Source organism: Rhodococcus sp. T2V (assembly GCF_029269925.1).
Lineage (GTDB): Bacteria > Actinomycetota > Actinomycetes > Mycobacteriales > Mycobacteriaceae > Rhodococcus_F > Rhodococcus_F koreensis.
On sequence record NZ_JARJBD010000034.1, the window covers coordinates 68,630 to 90,207 of the forward strand.

Here is a 21,578-nt window from a genome sequence, read left to right on the forward strand (position 1 = left end):
TCGAGCAGAGACATCGTTACCCCCGGTCGGAGCGGTATGGACACCGCTCGATCGTCGGCTCGCGACCTCGTCCGGGCAAGGGTTCTCGTCAGCGTGCGCCGAACCCCGGCGGCCGCCCGGCAACCTTCGAGCGAACCCCTCCCGGGCAACTCGATTGCGGACACGTGCACCAGCCGGGGGCAACGCCCTCTATGGTGGACGCATTTGCACGCCGACGACGGGTAAAGCATGGACGACAGGACTGTAGCGATCGGGGCGCTTGCGATTGCCACCGTTTCAGCGGTCTCCGGGCTGATGATCGGCGCCGCGGGCGGCGCGTTCGGCAGTCGCGGACCGACAGTCGTGCCACCACCGCTGTCGTCGGAAGGTCTGCAGGCCGCGGGGCCGTACAGCGCGGAACCGGCGACGTTCCAGGTGTTCGTCCCGCCGACCCCCACCTGGCAGATGGCGGAGCTGACCACCCCGCGGGTCGTCACGCTCCCCACCGAACCGGCGCCGGTGACCACCGCGCCGCCGCCCGCGTCCTCGACGACCTCCGCACCGCCTCCCCCGCCGCCGGTCCGGACGACGCTCGCGCCGCCTCCGCCTCCCCCTCCGCCGACGATCAGCCTCGCCCCGGTCACCACGCCGGTGACCCGGCCCCCGATCGTCACGACGACCGAGGCGACCGTTCCGCCGCAGGCCGCCGTGGCGCCGACACTGGCGCCGACCACCACCACGACGACGACCCGTCCGGTGATCACGATCCCGCCGGTCACCACCAGGCCACGAGGCTGACGCTCAGGCCCGTCTGCGCGCGATCAGTTGCGCGACGGCCACCCCGGCACCCAGCGCGGCGACCAGCGCGCTGAAGACGATCCCGGCGGCCCGAAGGTCGGTGAACCGCGCGAGCACACCGACACCGACCGCGGGAACGGCCAGCATCACGTAGATCCCGGCGAAGAACGCCGACGACACCCCGCCGCGGAACGGCTGCTCGACCCGTTCGACGGTGGTGGCGATCGAGGCATTGAGGCACAGGCCCCCGGCGACGCCGAGCACCACCGCGGACGCGAGCAGCGGCGCGAGCACGATGTTCGCCAGCGCGAGCGCCAGCAGGCCGGCTGAGGGGATCAACGCGAGGCACCCGGCGAGCATCGCAGCGGCCGTCGACATCCGGCGTGCGAGGAGCTGACCGAAGGCCATGAACAGAAACGTCAGGAACACGACGAGACCGGCCATGGTGTGGCTCCTCGACCCCAAATATTCGGTCAGGAACAACGCCGACACGGCGGTGAGCACACCGGTCACCGCGAACGCGGTTCCGGCGGCGAGCACGGCGGTGACGAAGGCGCCGCGGATCGACGCCGGAACCTGCAGGCGGCGGGGCCGGATGCGCCACGTCGGGCGGGTGGCCGGTGCAGGCGCGAACAGCCACAACGCGGCGCCCGCGAGGACAGCGAGCATGAGATTCACCACATAGGGAATGGTCAGCGGACTCGAGGTGAGGTCGGCGAGGACCCCCGCGCTGAGCGTGCCCAATCCGAGTCCGCCGGTGTTCACCCCGATCGCGAGCATTCCGCCGACCGCCTTCCGGTCGGGGGGGAACAGATCGATCACCGCGGCCGTGCCCGTGCCGGTCATGAGGCCTGCGGACAGCCCGGAGATCACCCGGGCCACCACGAACACCGGAAGCGTGGACGGCAACAAGAACAGCACGGCACTCACCGCCGCGAGGGCGACGGCGATGAAGAGCACCGGACGCCGTCCGAGGTCGTCGGACAGCCGCCCGAACAGGGCGAGCGCGACCACGACCCCGACCGCGTACACGGCGAACAGGATCGTGACGGTGAGGGCGCTGAACGCCAGTTCCTGCGCATAGATGGAATAGAGCGGGGTGGGAAGTGTCGTTCCCATCATCGTGACGAGGAACGCGAACGACGTGGCCCCGACCGCGAGGGCGGACGACCGCCGGGTGCGCGTTCCGGACACTGCGGGCGAGAACGAAGGCATGGATCCGAGCCTTTCGGAGATCGGGAGCGGTGACAAGCCCCGTCCGGCAGTCGGTAAGGTGGCTTCCCGCCGGATTGGGGGGTCCACTCCGGGACCGAGAGTGTCCAGCAGTGGAGGTCGGGGATGAATGCCGGGGAGAATTTTCGATCGGGCGCCTGGGATCACCGTGCCATCAGCCGTGCTGTCGACGCCCTGAGACCCGCCGAGTCCGAGGCGGTCGCCGCGTCCTGGGACGACCTCGGACGAAAATTTCAGGAGTCCGTGGCCGCGTTCCACGACGCGACCCGGGCCGCGGTCGACACCGGCTGGCGCGGACGGTCGGCGACCGCGGTGGCGTCGGCGCTCGACGACTACGCCGCCCGGGCCGGGCAGATCGGCGGCCGGTTCACCGACGTGGGAGACGCATTGCGGCACGCGAGCGCCGGCGCCGAAGCGGTACGCGGCGCGGTCGGCCCGCCCGGGGACCACCCGACCGACTGGACCCGGGTGCTACCCGGCAACTGGACCGCGGAAGCCGACGCCGACACCGCGGAACAGGACGCGAAGGCGGCCATGGACACCCTGTACGCGTCGGCGTATCGGGTTGCCGACGATCGACTCCCCGCCGACGGTCTCGCCCCGACCCACGCTGCGGCAACGGCCCACGCGCAGCCGCTGGGCTTCGACATCGGACCGAACGGCGTGCACGGCATACCCAGCGATCAGCAGGTGGCGGAACCCGAACCCGAATCCGAACCCGGCGGGGACTCCGAGCCCCGCGAGGGTGACGAGGTCCAGCCCCAGGCCGCGCAGGCCGCTCCCGGTTCGATCGCCGGTGCGGCGCTGGCCGGGGCCGTCGGCGGCGGGGTGGCGCAGTACGCGCACGGCATCGTGGCCGCGCACCGGGCGCCGGCCCCCGAACGGCCCGGCAGTCCGGCCCTGCCCGCCGCACGCGAAGACGAGGAGGAGAAACCGCCGACCTACCTCGAAAGCATCGACGAGGGAAGCGAACTCGTCGGGAAACTGCCCCTCGTCACGCCCGCGGTGATCGGCGAATAGTCGTGGGGCACTGGGTGTTGAGCGGTCCGCAGTTCTCGGCGTCGTGGGCGCGGACCGGCCAGGACCGCGTTCCCTATCCGTTCAAGGTCACGAGCGCGCTGGCCACCGCCGACGAGTACGAGGCCGAGCAGCGCCGGATCCGCGCCGACTTCTCCGGACCGGAACACGACCCGCTCGCGTCGGCGCTGCTGGTGCTCGCCGAACCCGACCTCCGGATCGAGATCTCCGGTTCGGAGGGCGGCACGCCGATCCGCCTGATCGGAGCGCTCGCGCGCGGGCACGGGATCGCGGCGGTGCAGCATCCGGGCGGCGAGGTGGTGATCCGCAGCTGTGAACCATACGACGTCGGCAGGCAGCTGATCGCGCAGCTACCCGACACCGACGCGGGCACGCGTCGCGGCGTCGTGGTCGACCGGGCGGCCGCCGCGCATCGGCAGGCGGAGGTCGCCCGCGTCCTCGACCGGCCGTCTACGGGTCAGGGGGTCGTCACCGTCGTCCGCGGCGCGCGGCACTCACCGCGCCCGGTCGGCGGTCTGGCGTGGCGTGACATCGACGGCGACGGCAGATATCTCGTGTGGGGCGACACCGCGGTGGCGGTGGAACCGGGCACGTCGTGGGACCTCCTCGACGCGGTCACCCGGCTGACCGGACGGATCGCGGCCGGTCACCCCGTCTGAGCCCCGCACCCCCTCCTGCGCTGCGGTGTCGGCGATCGCCGCTACCGTATACAGCGGAAGTAGGTGACCTGTGGCCGACCCGGACGGAGCAGACATGCAGGACTTCGATCTGGATTCGAGCGTGAACCGCGACTGGGCGGAGTTCCAGCGGCGCCTCGCGGACTATCTGGCGGCGATGCAGGACGAGGACCTTCTGGTGCTCGAATCGGGATTCGAGGAACTCGACGAATCCCAGGGGCTGATGCCGTGCATCCAGTTCGTGGTGTGGGACGGCGACACGGTGCGCTGCGAGGTGCCGTCGAACCATTACCTGCACCCCGACCGCGCGCTGACCGAGGCCGAGCAGACGTACCTCACCGAGCTGGGCTGGAACCGTCCGACCCGCGGCCCGGACGACGAACCCGACGACGGCTCCCCCGCGTTCTACGTGGACAAGAAGCTGTCGTGGTCGGATCAGCTGGCCGCGATGGCGGTGGCCGCGTTCCGCGACGTCTGGGGAATCACGCATCCCGCGTTCCTGAGTACCGAGACGTCGAGCACCGATCCCGAGGCCACGTTCGACCCGGTTGCGGTGCGGCCGCCGCTGGTCGCGCAACTCGACCCCGCGGCCGCCGTGGTCCCGCGGGACGTCGAGCACCTGCACGAGCTGATCACGCTCTCGCTGGTGCCGATGCTGGGGCTGCTGCCCGAGCGCGACCCGGACGGCGACGTCCCGATCCGGATGGGCAACACCATCCTGTTCGTCGGGCCGCTCGCCGATACCGTCGACGTGCAACTGTTCGCGCCGCTGGTGCACGACATCAGCGACCGCACCCGGGCGGCCGAGGTCACCGCCGACCTCAACCGCACCTGGTCGCGGATCAAATTCGTGCTTGTCGACGACCGTCTGTCGGCGTTCCTGGAGGTGTCGGGCAACCCGTTCGTCCCGCAGCACCTCACGGACAGCTGCAAGTCGTTCGCCGATTTCCTGCGCACCGTCGACAGCGACTTCGCGGCGCGGTTCGGCGGCGAACTGTTCTTCAACCGGGACTCCGGCCCCGACGAGGACACCGATCCGGTGTCAGCACCCCACACCGGGAACGGGACGTCGACGACCGATCTGCCGAAGGAACTCCAGACGCTGTTCCATCTCGATCCCGGGTGCGGTGGCGACACCGATCCGGCCGTCGTCGCCGACGTGTGCGGTCACGACCGCGACCGGATCCTCGCCCTCCTCGACACCGGCACCGCGTGGGTGTCCCGTCTGCGTGACACGGACGACGCGTCGGTGGAGCACTGGGAGCGCGTCGTCCGCACCCTGCGCAACGCCCTCCGGACCGTCGTACTGCCGCCGCCCGAGAACGCTCCCGACACCAAGCCGCGGCCCGAGCAGATGGGACTGTTCAACAACCCCGAGGAGCCGTAGGCGCTCCGCGCCCGTGCGCCTTTGTGGTAGCAGCAGCAACCACAAAGGCGCACAAGCGGTAACACCACCGGCCGCGGTGACCGGCACCCCCGACCCAGGCAGCGGCAGCCGTCGACGGTGTCGCGGTCGGCCGAGGCCCCTGAAGCGCGGTGGTGCCGCCACTTCGCAACAATCCCATCCGTAACCCACAAAAATGCGCACAGGCGCACACTGAAAGCGTGCATACCGGTGGTCTGCCCACCACAGCCAGTGGTCGAGCAGACGCAGAAGGAGTCACGATGAATCTGAAAACGAGTGCGGCGCGTGTCCTGGTCGCCGGTGCGCTGGGCTTCACCACACTGGGACTCGGCGCCGTTCCGGCACATGCTGATCCGTGGCCACCGCCGATACCCGGCATCTCGGTACCCGACTTGGGTCCTCCGCCCGGACAACCGGCGAAGCAGCCATTCTTCCCACCGCCGGGACAGTTGGGCCAACTGCCATTCTTCCCACCGCCGGGACAGTTGGGCCAGCTACCGTTCGTGCCGCCGCCCGGACTCTGGGACAAGCCGTGGAAATGGGTTCGTTGACGAGCCACTTCGGAAACTGGAGACATCACCCGATGGCCGGCCTATCCGCAAGGCGCCCATCGTCGTTCCCCAGAGCCACAGGTGCAGCAGTCCCCCGGGCCACCGAGGGTGGCGTGGCCTTCCGAGTCCACAGCGACTGCATCCTCAGCACGGTGCTGGGCTCCGAGGCCGTCGTTCGTCCCGCCGACACCACGATTCCGGTGCTGCTCGGTGACGGCCGCCTACGATCGCGTGACGAGCGAACCGTTGTGGACGAGTCCGGATCTCGTGACGACGCCGCGGGTCAACACGCCGGAGTCGTACGGCCCGGACACCACGCAGTCGCGGTCGTCAGTCCTTCGCGCCGAGCCGCCACAGCGACGTCACTTCCCGCTTGCGGGCTGCGTGCAGCGCATCCGAGCGGTCGGCGACCTTGCCGTGCCGGGGCGCCACGTCCCGCCGCCCGAGGACGATGAGGCCGGCGTCGTCGATCATGGTCAGCAATTCCTCGCGGGTCCGCAGTCCGAGGTGCTCGGCGATGTCGGACAGGATGAGCCAGCCCTCTCCCCCGGGTTCGAGGTGCTCGGCCAGTCCGGTGACGAATTCGCGGAGCATCCGGCTGTCCGGGTCGTAGATCGCGTACTCGATGGACGAGGTGGGCCGGGCCGGGATCCACGGCGGGTTGCACACGACCAGCGGCGCCCGGCCGTCGGGGAACAGATCCGTTTCCACCACCTGCACGCGATCGGCGTAGCCGAGCCGGTCCAGGTTCGCTCGCGCGCATGCCAGCGCGTTCGCGTCGAGTTCGGTCGCGATCACCTTCTCGACACCGCGGTGCGCGAGGACGGCCGCCAGCACACCGGTGCCGGTGCCGATGTCGAACGCCGTCGCGAGCGACGGGAGCGGGGTGTCGGCGACGAGGTCGACGTATTCGCCGCGAATCGGTGAGAACACGCCGTAGCCGGGGTGAATGCGCGCACCGAGGGCGGGGATCTCGACGCCCTTCTTCTGCCACTCGTGGGCGCCGATCGCCCCGAGCAGATCACGCAAGCTGCTGACGGTGGGCTGGTCCGTGGGTCCGTACGCCGCGAGCACCGCCTGCCGCACGTCGGGGGCGCGGCGCAGCGGCACGGTCTGGTCGGCGTCGAACGGCACCAGCAGCATCCCGAGGATGCCCGCCCGCCGCGACTGCGTCTGCCGGTGCAGATGGAACGCGGTGGCCGGGTCCGTGGACGTCTTGCGGGCCTTGCGGTCCGTGCGGGCGGCGACGGCCGTGCCGAGCTGGCGGGCGTTGTGGAAATCGCCGCGCCACAGCAGCGCCGTCCCCTCGCACGCCAGACGGTAGGCCTCGTCGGCGGTCATCGAGTCGTCGGCGACCCTGATCTTCTTCGGGGGCGCCGCCCCGCTGGTGGACCGCCACACCGCCGAATGCTCGGTGCCGTCCTCGGTCCAGCGGACGAACTCGGTTTCCATGAGGGAGAGCCTAGGCCTACGGCCCGTGAGTGGTTAACGAGTGCAGGGACTCCTTAACCACTCACGGGCGGCGGAGCCGCCCTACGGGAGTGCGCGGACCGCCGCCCGGCGGAGCTTGCCGACTTCGGTGCGTGGGAGGTCGGGCCGGAAGTCGACGACCTTCGGCGCCGCATATGGCCCGACGCGCTGCGCGACGAGTTGCTTCAGTTGCGTGACGAGGTCGCTGTCGTCACCCGAGGTGTCCGCGCGGACGACGACCGCCCGGACCACTCCGCCGCTGACCGGATCTTCGTACGCGACTGCCGCCGCGTCCGCGACCGCCGGGTGCTGCAGCAGCGCGTTCTCGACCTCCACCGGGCTGATGTTGTGTCCCGACGCGATGATCATGTCGTCGTCCCGGCCCAGTATCTGCCACCGCCCTTCCGAGTCTGTGATGGCGCGGTCCTCGGTGAGGAACACGTCACCGCGCCGGCGGGCGGCCCACAGTTCGGGGGCGTTCTCGTACCCGCTGGACATCTGGTGGCGGGGCTGCCGTACCGCGATCAATCCCGGCAGGCCCTCGGCCACCGGTTCGCCGTCCCGGTCGGCGAGGAAGGTGTCGAAACCCGGGATCCCGGCGGACATCCAGCCGGGAACGGGCCGCGTTTCGGTGCCCTGGGTGTCGCCGAGCAGCATGCCGACCTCGGACAGTCCGTATCCGTTGCGCACGGCGGGTGCACCGGTGCCTGCCCAGTCTGCGGCGACCGCTGCGGTCAGCGGTTCACCGGCAGCGGCGACTGTGCGGAGCGACGCCGGTACCCCTTCCTGCGCGAACGTCGCCGTCAGACGCCGCAGTGCGGCGGGCGCGGTGGTGAGGATCGTCGCCTTCTCTTCCCGGATGACGCGATGCCAGGCCTCGGGGACGAACTTGCCCGAGTACATGACCCGCGGCACGCCCAGCGCCATGACGGCGGCGCCCGTGCTGAACAGCCCGAACGCCCACGCCGGGTCCGAGGTGGAGAAGACGACGCTGTCGCGGGTGGCCCCGAGAACGGTCTTCGCGTAGGGCATGACCGAGACGAACGTGGCGTGGGTCATGGTGCACGCCTTCGGTGTTCCGGATGTTCCGCTGGTGAACAGCAGGGTGGCGGTGTCGCTGAGTGCGGTCTTCAAGAGCGGACCGTCGGCGGCGGCCAGGTCGACCTCGGTCCAGAACGACTTGTCGGTTCCGCCTGCGGCGCCGTCGCCGACGACGAACACGGCCGGGTCGAGTCCGTGGGTCGCCTGCGCCTCCGCGAGCGCCGGCCGGTACCGCTGATCGACCACGATCGCGCGGACTCCTGCCGCGTCGAGCCGAAGACCGATCGCGTCCGGGGCGAAGCCGCCGAACAACGGCACGTACACCAGCCCGGATCGCCACACCGCCAGCGCGGTGATCCAACTCTCGACCTGCCGGGACAGCAGTCCGCCGACGCGGTCTCCCCGCTTCAGGCCCGCGCGGGCGAACACCCGTGCCGCCTTGGCGGCGAGACGGTCTAGTTCGAAGTACGTCCAGCGGTCGGCCGACCCGTCTTCGTGCCGGACGGTCAGCGCCACCCGATTCGGGTCGGCGGTGTAGCGGGTGCAGATCTCGTGTGCCGTGTTGAAGTCGCCGCCGTACGGGTCGCGGTCCAGCAGGGATTCGATGTCCTGCCATGCAGCGGCGAGTGCGGGCGACGCGGGTCCGTCGAGAGACATCAGTGGTTCACCTTTGCAGTTTTCGTCAGGGTCAGAACGAGGACGGTGATCGCGCACGCCGCGGCGATGTATGCGGCCAGTGCCCACGCACCGTCCGTCTCGGCCGTGATCGCCACCGCGATGAACGGTGCCGGCGCGCTGAACACGACGCCGCCGAACTGATAGGCGACGGACGCGCCCGTGTACCGGATCTCGACAGGGAACAGACCGGTGACGTATCCAGCGACCGCGGAGTAGGTGACGGCGTGGCCGATGGTGATGATCAGAATCATCGAAAGCAGCACCGCGGCACCCGTGCCGGTGGAGAGCAGCCAGAAGAACGGGTACGCGATCGCGGCCATGTAGACGGAGCCGTAGATCAGCATCTTCCGAGTCCCGATCCGGTCCGCGATCATCGACGCGTAGGGCACGGACACGATGTCGAGGACGCACGCGACGAGGATGCTGAGCAGAATCGTCTGCCGCGAGATGCCGAGTTCCTTCGGGCCGTACGACAGCACGAAGACGGTGACGAGGTAGAAGGGCACGAGCGAGGCGGCCTGGGTGAGTATCCCGACGCCGAGTGCGCGCTTCTCGCCCCGCAGCACCGCGAGGATCGGGAAGTCGGCAATCTTCTTGTCGCGCTTGACGTTCTCAAACTCCGGCGATTCGACGACCTTCAGCCGCACGTACATGCCGACCGCGACCAACCCTGCACTGGCCAGGAACGGAAGCCGCCAACCCCACGCCTGCACCTGGTCCTCCGGAAGCTGCTCGACGAGGAGAAACGCGAGCGTGGCGAGCACGAGTCCGGCGGGAACGCCGGCTTGCGGCCAGCTGCCGTAAAATGCGCGTTTCTCGCGCGGTGCGTGTTCGACCGCCATCAGTACCGCGCCGCCCCATTCTCCGCCGACCGCGAAGCCCTGGGCAAGGCGCGCGAGGACGAGCAGCACGGGCGCCGCGAGACCGATGGCGCCGTAGGTGGGGATCAGACCGATGGCGACGGTCGACGACCCCATCAGCACCAGGGAGAACACCAGCATCTTCTTGCGGCCGATGCGGTCTCCGAAGTGCCCGAAGACGATGGCGCCGGCGGGGCGGGACACGAACGCGACGCCGAACGTCGCGAACGCGGCGAGCGTTCCCGACAGCGGACTGAGCGACGGAAAGAACGCCTTCCCGAAGATCAGGGCGGCCGCGGTCCCGAAGATGAAGAAGTCGTACCACTCGATCGCGGTTCCGACGAAGGACGCGAACGCGACCTTCCGGGGTTCGACCCTGGTGACCTCCAGGTCGTCGATGACTCTCATATCGAATCTCCCATCGCTGCTGATGTGGGGCGGTGCGGTTGCCTGTCGGCCCGGTGCCACCAAGGTTGTGATCGAGCGGTCGGGCCTCGCCCGGGGAGTTCGCCGATCGGACCTCGTGTCCGCGACGTCGCCCCGTGTGGCCGCAGTCACAGGTTTAGCACAGCCGCCGCGTCGACCGCAATCATTTTTGTACCGATTGATCCAACTTCGGTGCACGCCCATTTATCGATCATTATGTGCGTTTACAGCGTTCTTTTCGACAGCCCTGGACTATTTTTGTATCGGTCAGTACATTTCTGAACATGAACGAGAACGACAACGAGGATCTCCGCGTCGCACTGGTGTCCGGCGGCTCCCGCGGCATCGGGGCCGCCGTCACCATCGGCCTGACCCAGCGCGGCTGCCGGGTGGGTTGCACGTACCGAACCGGCCGTGACGAAGCCGAGAAGCTCACCGCGAACGCCCCGGAACAGGTACTGCCGATCCACTTCGACCTACACGACGACACCACGGCGGCCTCCGCGGTGGAGCGCGTCGTCTCTCATTGGGGACGCCTCGATTCGCTGATCCTGAATGCGGGTCAGTGGTCGGGCGGACGGCTCACCGCGACGGACCCGGACGCCTGGTGGGGCGTGATCGAGACGAACCTGCGCGGCAGCGTCGCCCTCGCCCGGGCCGCGCTACCCCACCTCGCGAACGGCACGTCACCGAGCATCGTTCTGGTGTCGTCGGTCGTCGGCGTGATCGGTCACCCCGGCGACACCGCCTACGCGAGCGCGAAATCGGCGATGGTCGGCTTCGGACGATCGCTCGCGAAGGAGGTCGCCCGTGACGGCATCCGGGTCAACATCCTGGCCCCCGGCTTCGTCGCCACCGACATGACCGACGCGGTGCCCGCATCCGCGCGCAGGCGCATCGAACAGGACACCGTCCTGGGCCGATTCGGCACCGTCGACGAAATCGCCAAGGCCGCAGTCTTCCTCAGCGAAGACGCCACGTTCTGCACCGGCTCCGTTCTCACCATCGACGGAGGCTGGGCGCTGTGACACACCACGACTGTGACCACCAACGAAGGGAAGCAACACCATGACCGCGACACTCACGCATTCGGCCGGAATTCCGGAGTCGGAGTACCTGACCCTCCGGGACCGCATCTTCGAGGCGATCTGGTCCGAACTCGATCCGCTGGAACAGCGGATCGAGGACGACGAGCAGGTTCCGCACGACATCGTCATGCCGATCCTCACCCGGATCGGCGCGCTCGGCTTGCTGGTCCCCCGCGAGTACGGCGGCAGCGGACTCTCGATCGTCCAGTACCTGCCGATCATCGCCGAGTTCGCCAAGGTGCAGGGCGGCCTGCGGGTCATCGTGCACGTGCACAACTCGTTCGCCCACGCGCTCTCCGAAATCGGGAACGAGCAGCAGAAGGCGGCGGTGCTTCCGGGCGCGGCGACGGGCCGGAATTCGGTCGCGTTCGCGCTCACGGAGCCGGGATTCGGAACCGGAGCCGACCTCGGCTCGACCGCGACACGGGACGGCGACGACTACGTCATCACCGGCGAAAAGTGGTTGATCACCAACTCGGACATCGCGTCTCACTTCATCGTGTTCGCGAAGACGACCGACCGCGAAGTCTCCGCGTTCCTCGTTCCCCGCGACACCGACGGACTGTCGATCGCGGCACTGCCCGAGACGATGGGCTGCAAGGGCACCGAGCACGGACGCGTCACCCTCGACTCCGTCCGGGTTCCCGCCACCGCACTCGTCGGCGCCGAGGGGCAGGGCAACGAGCATCTCGAACGCGCCCTGGAGATCAGCCGGGTCTTCATCGCGGCAAGTTCGCTCGGCACTTCCGAACGCGCCCTCGAACTGTCGATCGTCCACGCGAAGAGCCGCGTCACGTTCGGCAAGCCGATCGGCACGCGGCAGGCGGTGCAGCGCTACCTGGCGGAGATGGCCACCGACGTCTACGCCCTGCGCGGCATCTTGGCGGACGCGGCGAGGAAGTGGGATGCGGGCGAACGGATTCCGGCCGAGGCCAGTATGTGCAAGCTGTTCGGCCTCGAGGTGGTCGGCCGGGTGACCGACCGGGCGCTGCTCGTCCACGGCGGCATCGGCTACACGCGTGCGCATCCGATCGAGCGCCTGTACCGGGACGCCCGCCTCAACTGGCTCGAGGAGGGCACGCCGACGATCCAGTACCTGGTGGCGGCGGGACGACTGCTCGACGGGTACGCGTTCTCCGACGCATTCGAGACCTCGCGTCGACCCTGACCCCGCCATCCGCCGAACTCAGACCCCACCGTCCTCGTGGCGGGTGCACGAACCCCGTTCGGACGCTTCATGGGATCGCTGTCGGGAATCGATGAGCATCGCACCGCACCTGCTCCGGGACGGTCGTCGTGGGCACCGGTACGGCGACGCGGTCCTGATCGATCACCTCGCGTTCGACGGCCTCCGCGATGCCTTCACCGGGTTGTCGATGGGGGCGCTGACCGAGGCCGGAAATCCCGGGTACGACATCACGCGGGAGGCTCAGGACGCCCGGGCCGACGGTGCCTGCGCCGTCGTCGTCACGCGGAAGTCGACGGCCGTCCGCCTCGGCCTGCCCCTGGGCGCGCCGAACCCGTGATCCGGGGCGTCTAGACTCACAGCTTCGACCGCCGGGAGACAAAGGGGCCCTTCGATGAGCGACAAGTACGACGCCAACCGGGACCGAGTCCTGCAGGTGGCCGCCGAATTGTTCGCGAAATCGGGGTATCACGGCACCGGCATCGCCGACCTGGGCACGGCGGTCGGGCTCGGTCGCGGGGCGCTGTACCACTACATCGGCAGCAAGGAGGCCATCCTCTACGAGATCAGCAGCAGGCAACTCGCCCAGATGAACACGGTCGCTGACGAACTCGCGCTGTCCGAGGCCGATCCGGAGAAGCGACTGCGCGGCCTCGCCCGGGCGCTGATGCGCAACATCGCCGAACACCGCGCGGAGTGGACCGTCTTCTTCCGCGAGTACCACGCGCTGACGGACGAGCGTCGTGATCGCATCATCGTCGAACGTGAACGCTACGAATCCCATTGGCGGAACGCGTTGGAACAGGGCATTCGCGACGGGCATTTCCGCGTACTCCCGCGGCTGATGGTGAAGGGCCTGCTGGGCATGTTCAACTACAGCTACCTGTGGATCACCCCCTTGGGCGCGGAAACGCCCGAGGAGATCGCGGACGAGTTCCTCGACGCCGTCATCATCGGGATGCGGGCGTGACGCGCTCCGCGCCCGTGCGTGGTTAGCGAGTCTCTGCACTCGTTCGCCGCGCACGGGCGGCGCAGCCGCTGACTTGGACCCGCCAAGCCTGGCGCGACTATTCTCGTCGTATGAGCCCGTCCCCGGCCACGCCTGCCCGCTGTTCCATCGCGCGTGCGCTCGAGGTCCTGGGCGACCGGTGGACGCTGCTCATCGTCCGTGACGCCTTCTGGGGTCACAGCCGATTCTCGGAGTTCACGCGCAGTCTCGGTGTGGCGTCCGATGTGCTCACCGCCCGGCTGGCGTTGCTCGTCGACGAAGGCATACTCGAGCGCCGCGCGTACCGCCAGGTGGGGTCGCGGGAACGTCAGGAGTATGTGCTGACCGAGAAGGGCAGGGAGTTGCATGTCGTGATCGGGGCGCTGGGCCAGTTCGGTCGTGACCACCTGCCGCGTCCGGGGAGCACCTCCCCCGAATACTCGGACGAGACCACCGGCGAGGCCGTGTCCCTGGCCTTCGTCACCGACGACGGCCGACGCGTGTCCGCATCGACTCTGCACGTGCAGCGGGGAGAACCGGCGCCCGCGGGCGACTGACGAAGCCGGCCACATCGTGAGAAAACGACGGCCTGACCTCGTCATACCCATGCTAACTTGGAAATTCCAAGCCAGAGAGAGGCAAGAACGCATGTCCCATCAACACGGAGTTCACGCAGTCGAGAATTTCTGGGCCCGGGTGTGGCAGTCACCCCAGGACCCCCACGCGATCGACGAGCTCGTGGTCGAAAACTTCGTCATCGTCAGCGGCGGAGAGACGATCCGCGGCCGGGCCCATTTCAAGGAATGGGTGCTGAAGTTCCAGTCCACCGTCGAGGATCTGGAGTTCATCCCCGTCGAAACGTTCCAGAACGCGGACGGCTCCCGCGTCGCGTCGCTGTGGGAGATGACTGGCCGCAATCGCGGATTCATGGGCACCGAACCCGATGGGCAGCCCATCCACCTGATCGGCACCGCCGTGTGGAACGTTCGCGCCGACGGGATGCTCGAATCCAACCGCGTGGAGCGCAATGCCTGGGAGCTGCACCGGCGGCTGACGGCCTAGGCATACGGCCCGTGAGTGGTTAACGAGTGCAGGGACTCGTTAACCACTCACGGGCGGCGGAGCCGCCTACTTCGCTGCCGCGATCCGGGCCTCGGCGACGGCGTCGGCTGCGGCGCCGGCGAGGATGCCGTCCCGCTTCGCGACGTCGAGGATCTGCACGACGGTGGCGAAGATCTTCTCGACCTGTGCGCGGACGTCGTCGGCGGACGTGCCGAGCCGCTCGCCGGCGACCTGGATGAGCCCGCCGCCGTTGGCGACGTAGTCGGGGACCCACGTGATGCCGCGGTCACCGAGATCGTGCTCGACGATCGGGTGGGCGAGCTGGTTGTTCGCGGCCCCGCAGATCACCTGGGCGGTGATCGCGGCGACGGATTCGTCGGTGAGGGTGGCGCCCATCGCGCAGGGTGCGTAGACGTCGAGTCCCTGGTCGATGACGCTGGAGGCGATCTTGACGTCGGGGAAGTCGCGGGCCACGCGATCGAGTGCGGCGGCGTTGACGTCGGTGGCGACCACCGATGCGCCGTCGGCGAGCAGCAGCTTGATCAGCTGGTACCCGACCTTCCCGACACCCTCGACGCCGACGACGCGGCCGGCGAGGCTCGGAGTGCCCCACTTCTCCTGCGCGCCGGCGCGCATGCCCTGGAAGACACCGAGGGCGGTCATCGGGGCGCTGTCACCGGATCCGCCGGCGGCGGTGTTGCGTCCGACGACGTAGTCGGTGGCGCGGCCCATCACGTCGAGGTCGTCGGAGTTGGTGCCCACGTCACCGGCGGTGATGTAGCGCCCGCCGAGCGTCTGGACGAAGCGGGCGTACGCCTCGAGCAGCGCCTCCGACTTTCCGGTGGCCGGGTCGCCGATGATGACAGCCTTGCCGCCGCCGAGGTCGACTCCGGCGATCGCCGACTTGTAGGTCATGCCCCGCGACAGCCGTAGGACGTCCTTGAGGGCGGCGGCCTCGTCGGCGTAGGGGTAGAACCGGGTGCCGCCGAGCGCCGGTCCGAGGGTGGTGTCGTGGATCGCGACGATCGCCTTGAGTCCGGTGGCGGGGTCCTGGAAGAACGTCACCTGCTCGTGCGCGGTGTCGGTGGGGAAATCGGTCCGTTCGAACACTCCGGCGTTCTGGAGCGGTGCGGTGGCGTGACGTTCCGCGGTGAGAGTCATGTCTTCTCAGGACCTTTCCGAAGGGGTGGCGATGGTGATGGTGGAGGTGTCGACGCCGAGTTCGGCGAGACGCTGGAGGTAGACGGTGACGTTGCGCAACTTGACGTCCTCGTAGCCCCGGACGAGGTCGGGAGTCGCGGCGATCAGCGTGGCGGTGTCGTACGTGTCGGCGGTGAGGTCGGCGATCAGGCCGGCGACCGTGGCCTCGTAGTGCGCGAGCAGTTGACGCTCGAGACGACGGACCTTGGCGTAGCCGAACGGGTCGAACGCGGTGCCGCGCAGGAACTTCGCCTTGGCGAGGGTCTTGAGCGCGACGTGGGAGCGGGGGCCGAATCCGATCTTGGTCTTGCGGCCCATGGCCTTGAGGACCGGCGGGTGCAGCTTGTAGGTGAGCTTCCCCGCGCCGGGGACCTCACCGGCGGCCGCGTCGAGGAAGGCCTGGTCGGTGAGCATCCGGGCCACTTCGTACTCGTCCTTGTAGGCGGTGAGCTTGTGCAGCCCGGCGGCGACGGCCTCGCTGAACTCGGTCCGGTCGCCCAGCTCACGCTCGGCGTTCCACGCCTGCTGCACCAGGGCGATGTAGCGGGCGGCGACGCGGTCACCCTGGAAGGCGACGAGGTTCGCGGCGCGGCGTTCGGTGAGCTCGCGGGTCGTGCCGCCCAGGGTGGACCCGGCGAACAGGTGGAACGGGACGACGGTGTCGCTGCGCTGCGGCACGGCGGCCGAGCTGGTGGCGGCGAGGAAGGCTTCCCGGTCGGCGACGGCGACGCGTCCCCAGTGGAACGCGGCCTTGTTGGACTCGACGGCCACCCCGTTGATCTCGAGGGCTTCCTCGATGAACCGGGCGGGGACGGGCAGTCCGCCGGCCTGGTAGGCGGCGCCGACCAGCAGGAAGTTTGCGGCGGCGGTGCTGCCGAACAGCGCGGTGGCGGCGGCGAGCCCGTCGATCGCGGTGAGTTCGCGGGCCGAGACGTCGAGACGCTCGAGCAGCTTGTCCTCGTCCGGGTAGCGGACGGCGGGGTCGTAGACCATGTCGCCGGTCGGGGTCTGGCTCGTCGACGCGACGGTGATGGTGCGGTCGGAGCTGCCGAACCCGGCGTACTTGGCGTCGGCGGCGGTCAGCAGGTCGAACGCGAGGACGCAGTCGGCGGTGGCGGGGCTGATCCGGTTGGACGGCGCCGAGCTTCCCGACCGAGTCGTCTGGTCGCTGAGCCGCAGGTGCGACGTGACGGGCCCGGCCTTCTGGCTGAGGCCGGTCTGGTCGAGTCCCTCGACGTGCAGCCCGGCACGCAGCGCGGCCATGCCCAGCACCTGGTTGACGGTGACGATGCCGGTACCACCGACACCGGCCATGAACAGGTTGTGGGTTCCGGTCCACACGGCGGGATCGGGGTCGCCGACCTCCGGCGGAACCGGGATCTCGCGCAACGTCTTCGGCGCGCCCTCCTCGGGCAGTTCGACCGTCACGAACGACGGGCAGTCGCCCTCGAGGCAGGAGTAGTCGGTGTTGCAGCTGGTCTGGTCGATCTTGGTCTTGCGGCCGAACTCGGTGTCGACGGGCTGCACGGACAGGCAGTTCGACTTGACGCCGCAGTCGCCGCAGCCCTCGCAGACGGCCTCGTTGATGACGACGCGGGTGCGGCGGGCCGGCAGCTTGCCGCGCTTGCGCTTGCGGCGGGCCTCGGCGGCGCACTGCTGATCGAAGATGAGGACGGTGACGCCTTCGATGTCGCGCAGGACGCGCTGCGCCTCGTCGAGCCGGGTGCGGTCCCACAGCAGCGTGTTGGCGGCGAAGTGGGCGCCCTTGTGCCGCTTCGGGTCCTCGGCGCAGACGATGATCTGCTTGACGCCCTCGGACGCCAGCTTGTGGGTCAGCTGCGGCACGGTCAGCCCGGCCTCGGCGTCCTGGGCGCCGGTCATCGCGACGGCGGAGTTGTACAGCACCTTGTACGTGATGTTGACGCCGGCCGCGACGCACGCCTGCACGGCGAGTTGGCCGGAGTGGAAGTAGGTGCCGTCGCCGACGTTCTGGAACATGTGCTTGACGTCGCTGAACGGGGCCTGCCCGATCCACTGCGCACCCTCGCCGCCCATCTGGGTGAGCATGGTGACGGCGCTGTCGGTGCGGCCGGACATGGTGACCAGGGTGTGGCAGCCGATGCCGCCGCCCGCGATCGATCCCTCGGGCACCGCGGTGGAGCGGTTGTGCGGGCAGCCGGAGCAGAAGTACGGGGTGCGCGACGTCGGGAGGACGGTCAGCTCGAGGCGCGGCGGCGGGGCCGGGGTCAGCGCGACCCGGTCCTTCAGGACACGACGCAGCGGTCCGGTGAGCCGGGCGGCGGTCAGTTCGCCGTCGACGGGGATCAGGTTCTCGCCCTGCGCGTTCTTCTTCCCCAGCACGGCGGGTGCACTGGCGCCGCCGTACAGGATGTCCTTGAGCTGCGACTCGACGAACGGCATCTTCTCCTCGACGACGAGGACCTGCTCGACGCCGTCGGCGAGTTCGCGAACCTTGTCGGCGCCCAGCGGGTAGGGCATGCCGACCCGCAGGATGCGGATGCCGGCGTCCTCGAGCTGGGAGTCGCCGAGCCCGAGGTCGAGCAGGGCCTGGCGCAGCGAGTCGTAGGCGGTGCCGACGGCGGCGATGCCCAGCCACGCGGTGCGCGGGTTGACCTCGATCGCGTCGATGTCGTTGGCGGCGTTGAACGCCTCGACCATCGCCCAGCGCGGGCCGTAGAGGTCGGCCTCGGCGTAGACGCTGTCGGGCGGGGACGCGAGCACGCGCTGCCGGTACGACCACGGCTTGCCGTTCCACTCGATCTCGGGGAGCACGATGTCGAGGTCGGCGAAGTCGCGGTCGAGGGTCCAGAGTCCGTCGGCGACGTCGGCGACGATCTTCATGCCCGACCAGCAGCCGGAGATCCGCGACAGCGCCACCCCGTAGAGGCCGAACGTGATGACCTCCTCGGCGTTGCGCGGGAAGAAGACGGGCATGCCCATCGCGGCCATGGACCGTTCGCTGGCGCAGGGGATGGTGGAGGACTTGGCGTTGGGGTCGTCGCCGACGAGGACGAGGACGCCGCCGCGCGCATTGGCGCCGTACATCGCGGCGTGCCGGATGGAGTCGCTGGCGCGGTCGAGGCCGGGACCCTTGCCGTACCAGACGCCGACGACGCCGTCGTGCGTGCGCTCGCCCTGCGGGAGGTCCACCTGGCTGCCCCAGACGGACGTCGCGGCGAGTTCCTCGTTCATGCCGGGCACGAACTTCACGTCGTGGTCGGTGCTCAGCGTGGGGATGGCGGCGATGGTGCGGTCGAGGCCGGCGAGGGGGCTGCCCTGGTAGCCGGAGACGAACGTCGCGACGTTCAGGCCCGCGCGGCGGTCGCGTTCGTGCTGCTCCACCAGCTGGCGGGCGATGGCCTGGACACCGGTCATCAACACCGGACCCGAGTCGGCCCGGTATCGGTCGGCGAGATCAAAGGATGCTGCACTGGTACGAGCGTCGTCTAGCTGAGTCATTGCGATTCCCGATCCGTCGCGTTGAGCATTTCGTGAGCTTGATCCTGTATCTGCTCTATGATTTGGTCAACGCAAATCGGATCAACTGATCAGTTCACGCAACAGGTGACGGTGGTCACTTCCCGGAGGTACCCAAAGTGCTCAGCATCGACAAGCTCGACGTGCAGTTGCTCGGACTGCTCGGCCAGGACTCACGCATGAGCGTGGCCGAACTCGCCAACTCGCTGGGCGTCGCCCGCAACACCGTGCAGTCCCGGATGAAGCGCATGGAGACCAGCGGGCTGCTCACCGGCTTCCGCCCCAACCTCGACCTCGCCGAGGTCGGCATTCCCATCCAGGCGTTCGTCGGACTGGAACTCGAACAGGGCAAGCTGACCGCCGTCGGCAACCGTCTCGTCGACCTGCCGGAGGTCATCGAGATCCACGCGACCACCGGCCGGGAGGACCTGCTGGTGCGGGTGGCCACGTCCACGCACGCGGAACTGCAGAAGTTGCTGGAGAAGATCGCGAACCTGCCCGGCATCACGCATTCGACGACCACCATCGCGCTGACGAGCCCGCTGCCGTACCGGATTCAGCCGCTGCTCGAGCACCTCACCGACGACTCCGGGTGGGGCCGGTCGACGGCACTGCCCCGTTCACACCGCTAGTACCGGTGCAGTAGTTTCAGACCATGAGTGAGAGTCAGGGACGAATCGCGTTCATCCAGGCCACGTGGCACCGCAACATCGTCGACCGCGCACGCGACGGCTTCACCGACGAGGTGACCACGCTGGGCTATTCGAAGGACGATCTGGACTTCTTCGAGGTGCCGGGCGCGTTCGAGATCCCGCTGCACGCACGCCGCCTCGCCCTTACGGGGCGTTACGACGCCGTTGTCGCGGCCGCGCTCGTCGTCGACGGCGGCATCTACCGGCACGAGTTCGTCGCGACCGCGGTGATCGACGGCCTCATGCGGGTGCAACTCGACACGGACGTGCCGGTGTTCTCGGTTGTGCTGACCCCGCACCACTTCCACGAGCACGACGAGCACCTCACCTACTTCGGCGAGCATTTCGTCAAGAAGGGCGCCGAGGCCGCGCGGGCCTGCGTCGCCACCGTCACATCGCTGAAGTCGCTGCCGACCGCGAACTGACTCGCCTCCCGAATCCGCAACGAGAACACCACCGCCGATACGTTCCGGCGGTGGTGTTGTCGTATTCAGGGGTCGGGCGCTACCCGGCGACGAAATGCGACAGAATCGCCTGCACCTCGTAGATATCCACCGACTTCGAGAACCGCTTCTGCAGCGGAATCGGATTGCCGGAGATCCAGATCTTCAGTTCGGCGTCGAGATCGAAGTTCCCGGCGGTCTCCACCGCGAAATGCGTGATCGATTTGTACAGCACGCTGTGGTATTCGATCTTCTTTCCCGTGATCCCCTGCTTGTCGACGAGAATGAGTCGCCGGTTGGTGAACAGGAAGGCATCGCGAACCAGCAGATACGCGGCGTGGACCTGCTCACCGTTTCCGAGAAGTCGCGAGTACTCCGCCTGCGCCGCAGCCGGGTCGATCTTTCCCGCATTACCCATCAGGCCGTTCATCAAGCCCATATTCATCTCCGCGATTCCACTCGAATGTCGACAGTCACGCTGGCTGTCGTCGGCGCGAGCGAGATCGTTACGGATCGAACTATCTGTGCGACGCGCTCCGGTGCTGGACGAAGAGGAGCCAGAACACCGGCGCGCCGACGACGGCGAGGATCGTCGCGAACACGCGGAGCCCGACGTTCCCTTCACCGAAGGGGGCGATCATGAGGACGATCGTGCAGACGACGGCGCCGAGGAGTTGCCAGTGCGCGCCGAAGAAGCCCGCGATCATCGCCCATGTGTTGCGGGCGACGATGCGCGCCGGCGACTCGGGCACGGGTGGCGGCGGCGGGGACGGGGCCACCGCAACCGTCGAGTTACGCGCAGCGGCCACCAGTTTCGGGGCGTGGGCGCCGACCGGCGGGGTTTCGCCGTCGGGTTCGCACCGGAACAGGGCGATGCCGACGGTGTCCGCGTAGTCGACGGCCTCGTCGGTGTATCCGGGGCCGGAGAAATACAGGAGCTTCCGGGCGTGGCTGGTTCCGCGGGTGCCGTAGAGGTTCGCGAGATCGGATTTGCCCGCGCTGCCGCCGCGCCACTTCACCTGCGCGTACGCGCGCGACGAGTAGACGTCGATGCCGCCGTCCGTGCCGCCGAGTAGCGCTGTCGCGTCGCCGTAACCGAGCTTCTGCATCTGCTCGGCGGCATTGATTTCAGCTTCAGCCGCCGTGCGTATGCGTGCCATGCCTCACTCCCCCAGATCGAACCAGTCTTTCCCTTCGAAGATACCCGCGGATCCGGCCAAACCAGCTATCCGCCGGTGAACGTCACACAGTCGTCGTCGGATTGC

The 21,578-nt window shown here is 68.8% G+C and carries 20 protein-coding genes and 1 pseudogene; 13 read left to right on the top strand and 8 right to left on the bottom strand.

Annotated elements, in window-relative coordinates; all coding sequences use genetic code 11:
- Positions 1 to 228 precede the first annotated feature (228 nt).
- Positions 229 to 777 carry a hypothetical protein gene (locus P3H15_RS26505; RefSeq protein ID WP_276139950.1) on the top strand — a complete coding sequence of 183 codons (549 nt, stop codon included), beginning with the start codon at positions 229 to 231 and terminating at the stop codon, positions 775 to 777.
- A 3-nt stretch (positions 778 to 780) separates the two neighbouring features.
- Here P3H15_RS26505 and P3H15_RS26510 read toward each other — a convergent pair whose 3' ends face one another.
- Positions 781 to 1,992 carry an MFS transporter gene (locus P3H15_RS26510; protein WP_276139951.1) on the bottom strand — a complete coding sequence of 404 codons (1,212 nt, stop codon included), beginning with the start codon at positions 1,990 to 1,992 and terminating at the stop codon, positions 781 to 783.
- Between the two features lie 123 nt (positions 1,993 to 2,115).
- On the opposite strand from P3H15_RS26510, the gene P3H15_RS26515 reads away from it, so the two are divergent.
- From P3H15_RS26515 to P3H15_RS26530, 4 genes are all read left to right on the top strand, one after another.
- Positions 2,116 to 3,030 carry a hypothetical protein gene (locus P3H15_RS26515; RefSeq protein WP_276139952.1) on the top strand — a complete coding sequence of 305 codons (915 nt, stop codon included), beginning with the start codon at positions 2,116 to 2,118 and terminating at the stop codon, positions 3,028 to 3,030.
- 14 nt (positions 3,031 to 3,044) lie between these two features.
- Positions 3,045 to 3,707: an ESX secretion-associated protein EspG gene (locus P3H15_RS26520; RefSeq protein WP_276139953.1), complete on the top strand. Its 663-nt coding sequence runs from the start codon at positions 3,045 to 3,047 to the stop codon at positions 3,705 to 3,707.
- A 70-nt stretch (positions 3,708 to 3,777) separates the two neighbouring features.
- Complete coding sequence (locus P3H15_RS26525) at positions 3,778 to 5,112, top strand: hypothetical protein (RefSeq protein ID WP_276139954.1); 1,335 nt, start codon at positions 3,778 to 3,780, stop codon at positions 5,110 to 5,112.
- 278 nt (positions 5,113 to 5,390) lie between these two features.
- Positions 5,391 to 5,681, top strand: coding sequence for a hypothetical protein (locus tag P3H15_RS26530; protein WP_276139955.1), 291 nt, complete (start codon positions 5,391 to 5,393; stop codon positions 5,679 to 5,681).
- Positions 5,682 to 6,011: 330 nt separating this feature from the next.
- Here the strand turns inward: P3H15_RS26530 and P3H15_RS26535 are convergent, their stop codons facing one another.
- The 3 genes from P3H15_RS26535 to P3H15_RS26545 form a co-directional block, all read right to left on the bottom strand.
- A complete protein-coding gene (locus P3H15_RS26535) occupies positions 6,012 to 7,133 on the bottom strand; it encodes a class I SAM-dependent methyltransferase (RefSeq protein WP_276139956.1) in 1,122 nt (373 codons plus the stop codon).
- Positions 7,134 to 7,214: 81 nt separating this feature from the next.
- Positions 7,215 to 8,849 carry an AMP-binding protein gene (locus P3H15_RS26540; protein WP_276139957.1) on the bottom strand — a complete coding sequence of 545 codons (1,635 nt, stop codon included), beginning with the start codon at positions 8,847 to 8,849 and terminating at the stop codon, positions 7,215 to 7,217.
- A complete protein-coding gene (locus tag P3H15_RS26545; protein ID WP_276139958.1) occupies positions 8,849 to 10,138 on the bottom strand; it encodes an MFS transporter in 1,290 nt (429 codons plus the stop codon). Before P3H15_RS26545 ends, P3H15_RS26540 begins: the two co-directional genes overlap by 1 nt.
- A gap of 302 nt (positions 10,139 to 10,440) precedes the next feature.
- Here P3H15_RS26545 and P3H15_RS26550 point away from each other — a divergent pair, with 302 nt between their 5' ends.
- The 6 genes and pseudogenes from P3H15_RS26550 (at position 10,441) to P3H15_RS26575 (ending at position 14,480) form a co-directional block, all read left to right on the top strand.
- Complete coding sequence (locus tag P3H15_RS26550; protein WP_276139959.1) at positions 10,441 to 11,184, top strand: SDR family NAD(P)-dependent oxidoreductase; 744 nt, start codon at positions 10,441 to 10,443, stop codon at positions 11,182 to 11,184.
- A gap of 40 nt (positions 11,185 to 11,224) precedes the next feature.
- Positions 11,225 to 12,412, top strand: coding sequence for an acyl-CoA dehydrogenase family protein (locus P3H15_RS26555; protein ID WP_276139960.1), 1,188 nt, complete (start codon positions 11,225 to 11,227; stop codon positions 12,410 to 12,412).
- Positions 12,413 to 12,494: 82 nt separating this feature from the next.
- Positions 12,495 to 12,638, top strand: a pseudogene (locus P3H15_RS26560) (acetyl-CoA C-acyltransferase); the annotation flags it as partial.
- Between the two features lie 186 nt (positions 12,639 to 12,824).
- A complete protein-coding gene (locus P3H15_RS26565) occupies positions 12,825 to 13,400 on the top strand; it encodes a TetR/AcrR family transcriptional regulator (RefSeq protein ID WP_276139961.1) in 576 nt (191 codons plus the stop codon).
- Positions 13,401 to 13,510: 110 nt separating this feature from the next.
- Positions 13,511 to 13,975 (top strand): helix-turn-helix domain-containing protein, encoded by a 465-nt coding sequence (locus P3H15_RS26570; protein ID WP_276139962.1) that lies wholly within the window; start codon positions 13,511 to 13,513, stop codon positions 13,973 to 13,975.
- 91 nt (positions 13,976 to 14,066) lie between these two features.
- Positions 14,067 to 14,480 (top strand): ester cyclase, encoded by a 414-nt coding sequence (locus P3H15_RS26575; RefSeq protein ID WP_276139963.1) that lies wholly within the window; start codon positions 14,067 to 14,069, stop codon positions 14,478 to 14,480.
- 66 nt (positions 14,481 to 14,546) lie between these two features.
- Here P3H15_RS26575 and P3H15_RS26580 read toward each other — a convergent pair whose 3' ends face one another.
- Positions 14,547 to 15,641, bottom strand: a complete 1,095-nt coding sequence (locus tag P3H15_RS26580) for a Glu/Leu/Phe/Val dehydrogenase dimerization domain-containing protein (RefSeq protein WP_276139964.1) — start codon at positions 15,639 to 15,641, stop codon at positions 14,547 to 14,549.
- Between the two features lie 6 nt (positions 15,642 to 15,647).
- On the bottom strand, positions 15,648 to 19,160 hold the full coding sequence (locus P3H15_RS26585) for an indolepyruvate ferredoxin oxidoreductase family protein (protein ID WP_276139965.1): 3,513 nt from the start codon (positions 19,158 to 19,160) through the stop codon (positions 15,648 to 15,650).
- Positions 19,161 to 19,297: 137 nt separating this feature from the next.
- Between P3H15_RS26585 and P3H15_RS26590 the strand changes: the two genes are divergently transcribed.
- Both P3H15_RS26590 and P3H15_RS26595 read left to right on the top strand, forming a co-directional pair.
- Positions 19,298 to 19,810: an Lrp/AsnC family transcriptional regulator gene (locus tag P3H15_RS26590; RefSeq protein ID WP_072945874.1), complete on the top strand. Its 513-nt coding sequence runs from the start codon at positions 19,298 to 19,300 to the stop codon at positions 19,808 to 19,810.
- A 23-nt stretch (positions 19,811 to 19,833) separates the two neighbouring features.
- Positions 19,834 to 20,295, top strand: coding sequence for a 6,7-dimethyl-8-ribityllumazine synthase (locus tag P3H15_RS26595; protein WP_087557879.1), 462 nt, complete (start codon positions 19,834 to 19,836; stop codon positions 20,293 to 20,295).
- Between the two features lie 79 nt (positions 20,296 to 20,374).
- Here P3H15_RS26595 and P3H15_RS26600 read toward each other — a convergent pair whose 3' ends face one another.
- Positions 20,375 to 20,752: a PH domain-containing protein gene (locus P3H15_RS26600; protein ID WP_276139966.1), complete on the bottom strand. Its 378-nt coding sequence runs from the start codon at positions 20,750 to 20,752 to the stop codon at positions 20,375 to 20,377.
- 79 nt (positions 20,753 to 20,831) lie between these two features.
- Positions 20,832 to 21,473 (bottom strand): restriction endonuclease, encoded by a 642-nt coding sequence (locus tag P3H15_RS26605; protein WP_276139967.1) that lies wholly within the window; start codon positions 21,471 to 21,473, stop codon positions 20,832 to 20,834.
- Positions 21,474 to 21,578 lie beyond the last annotated feature (105 nt).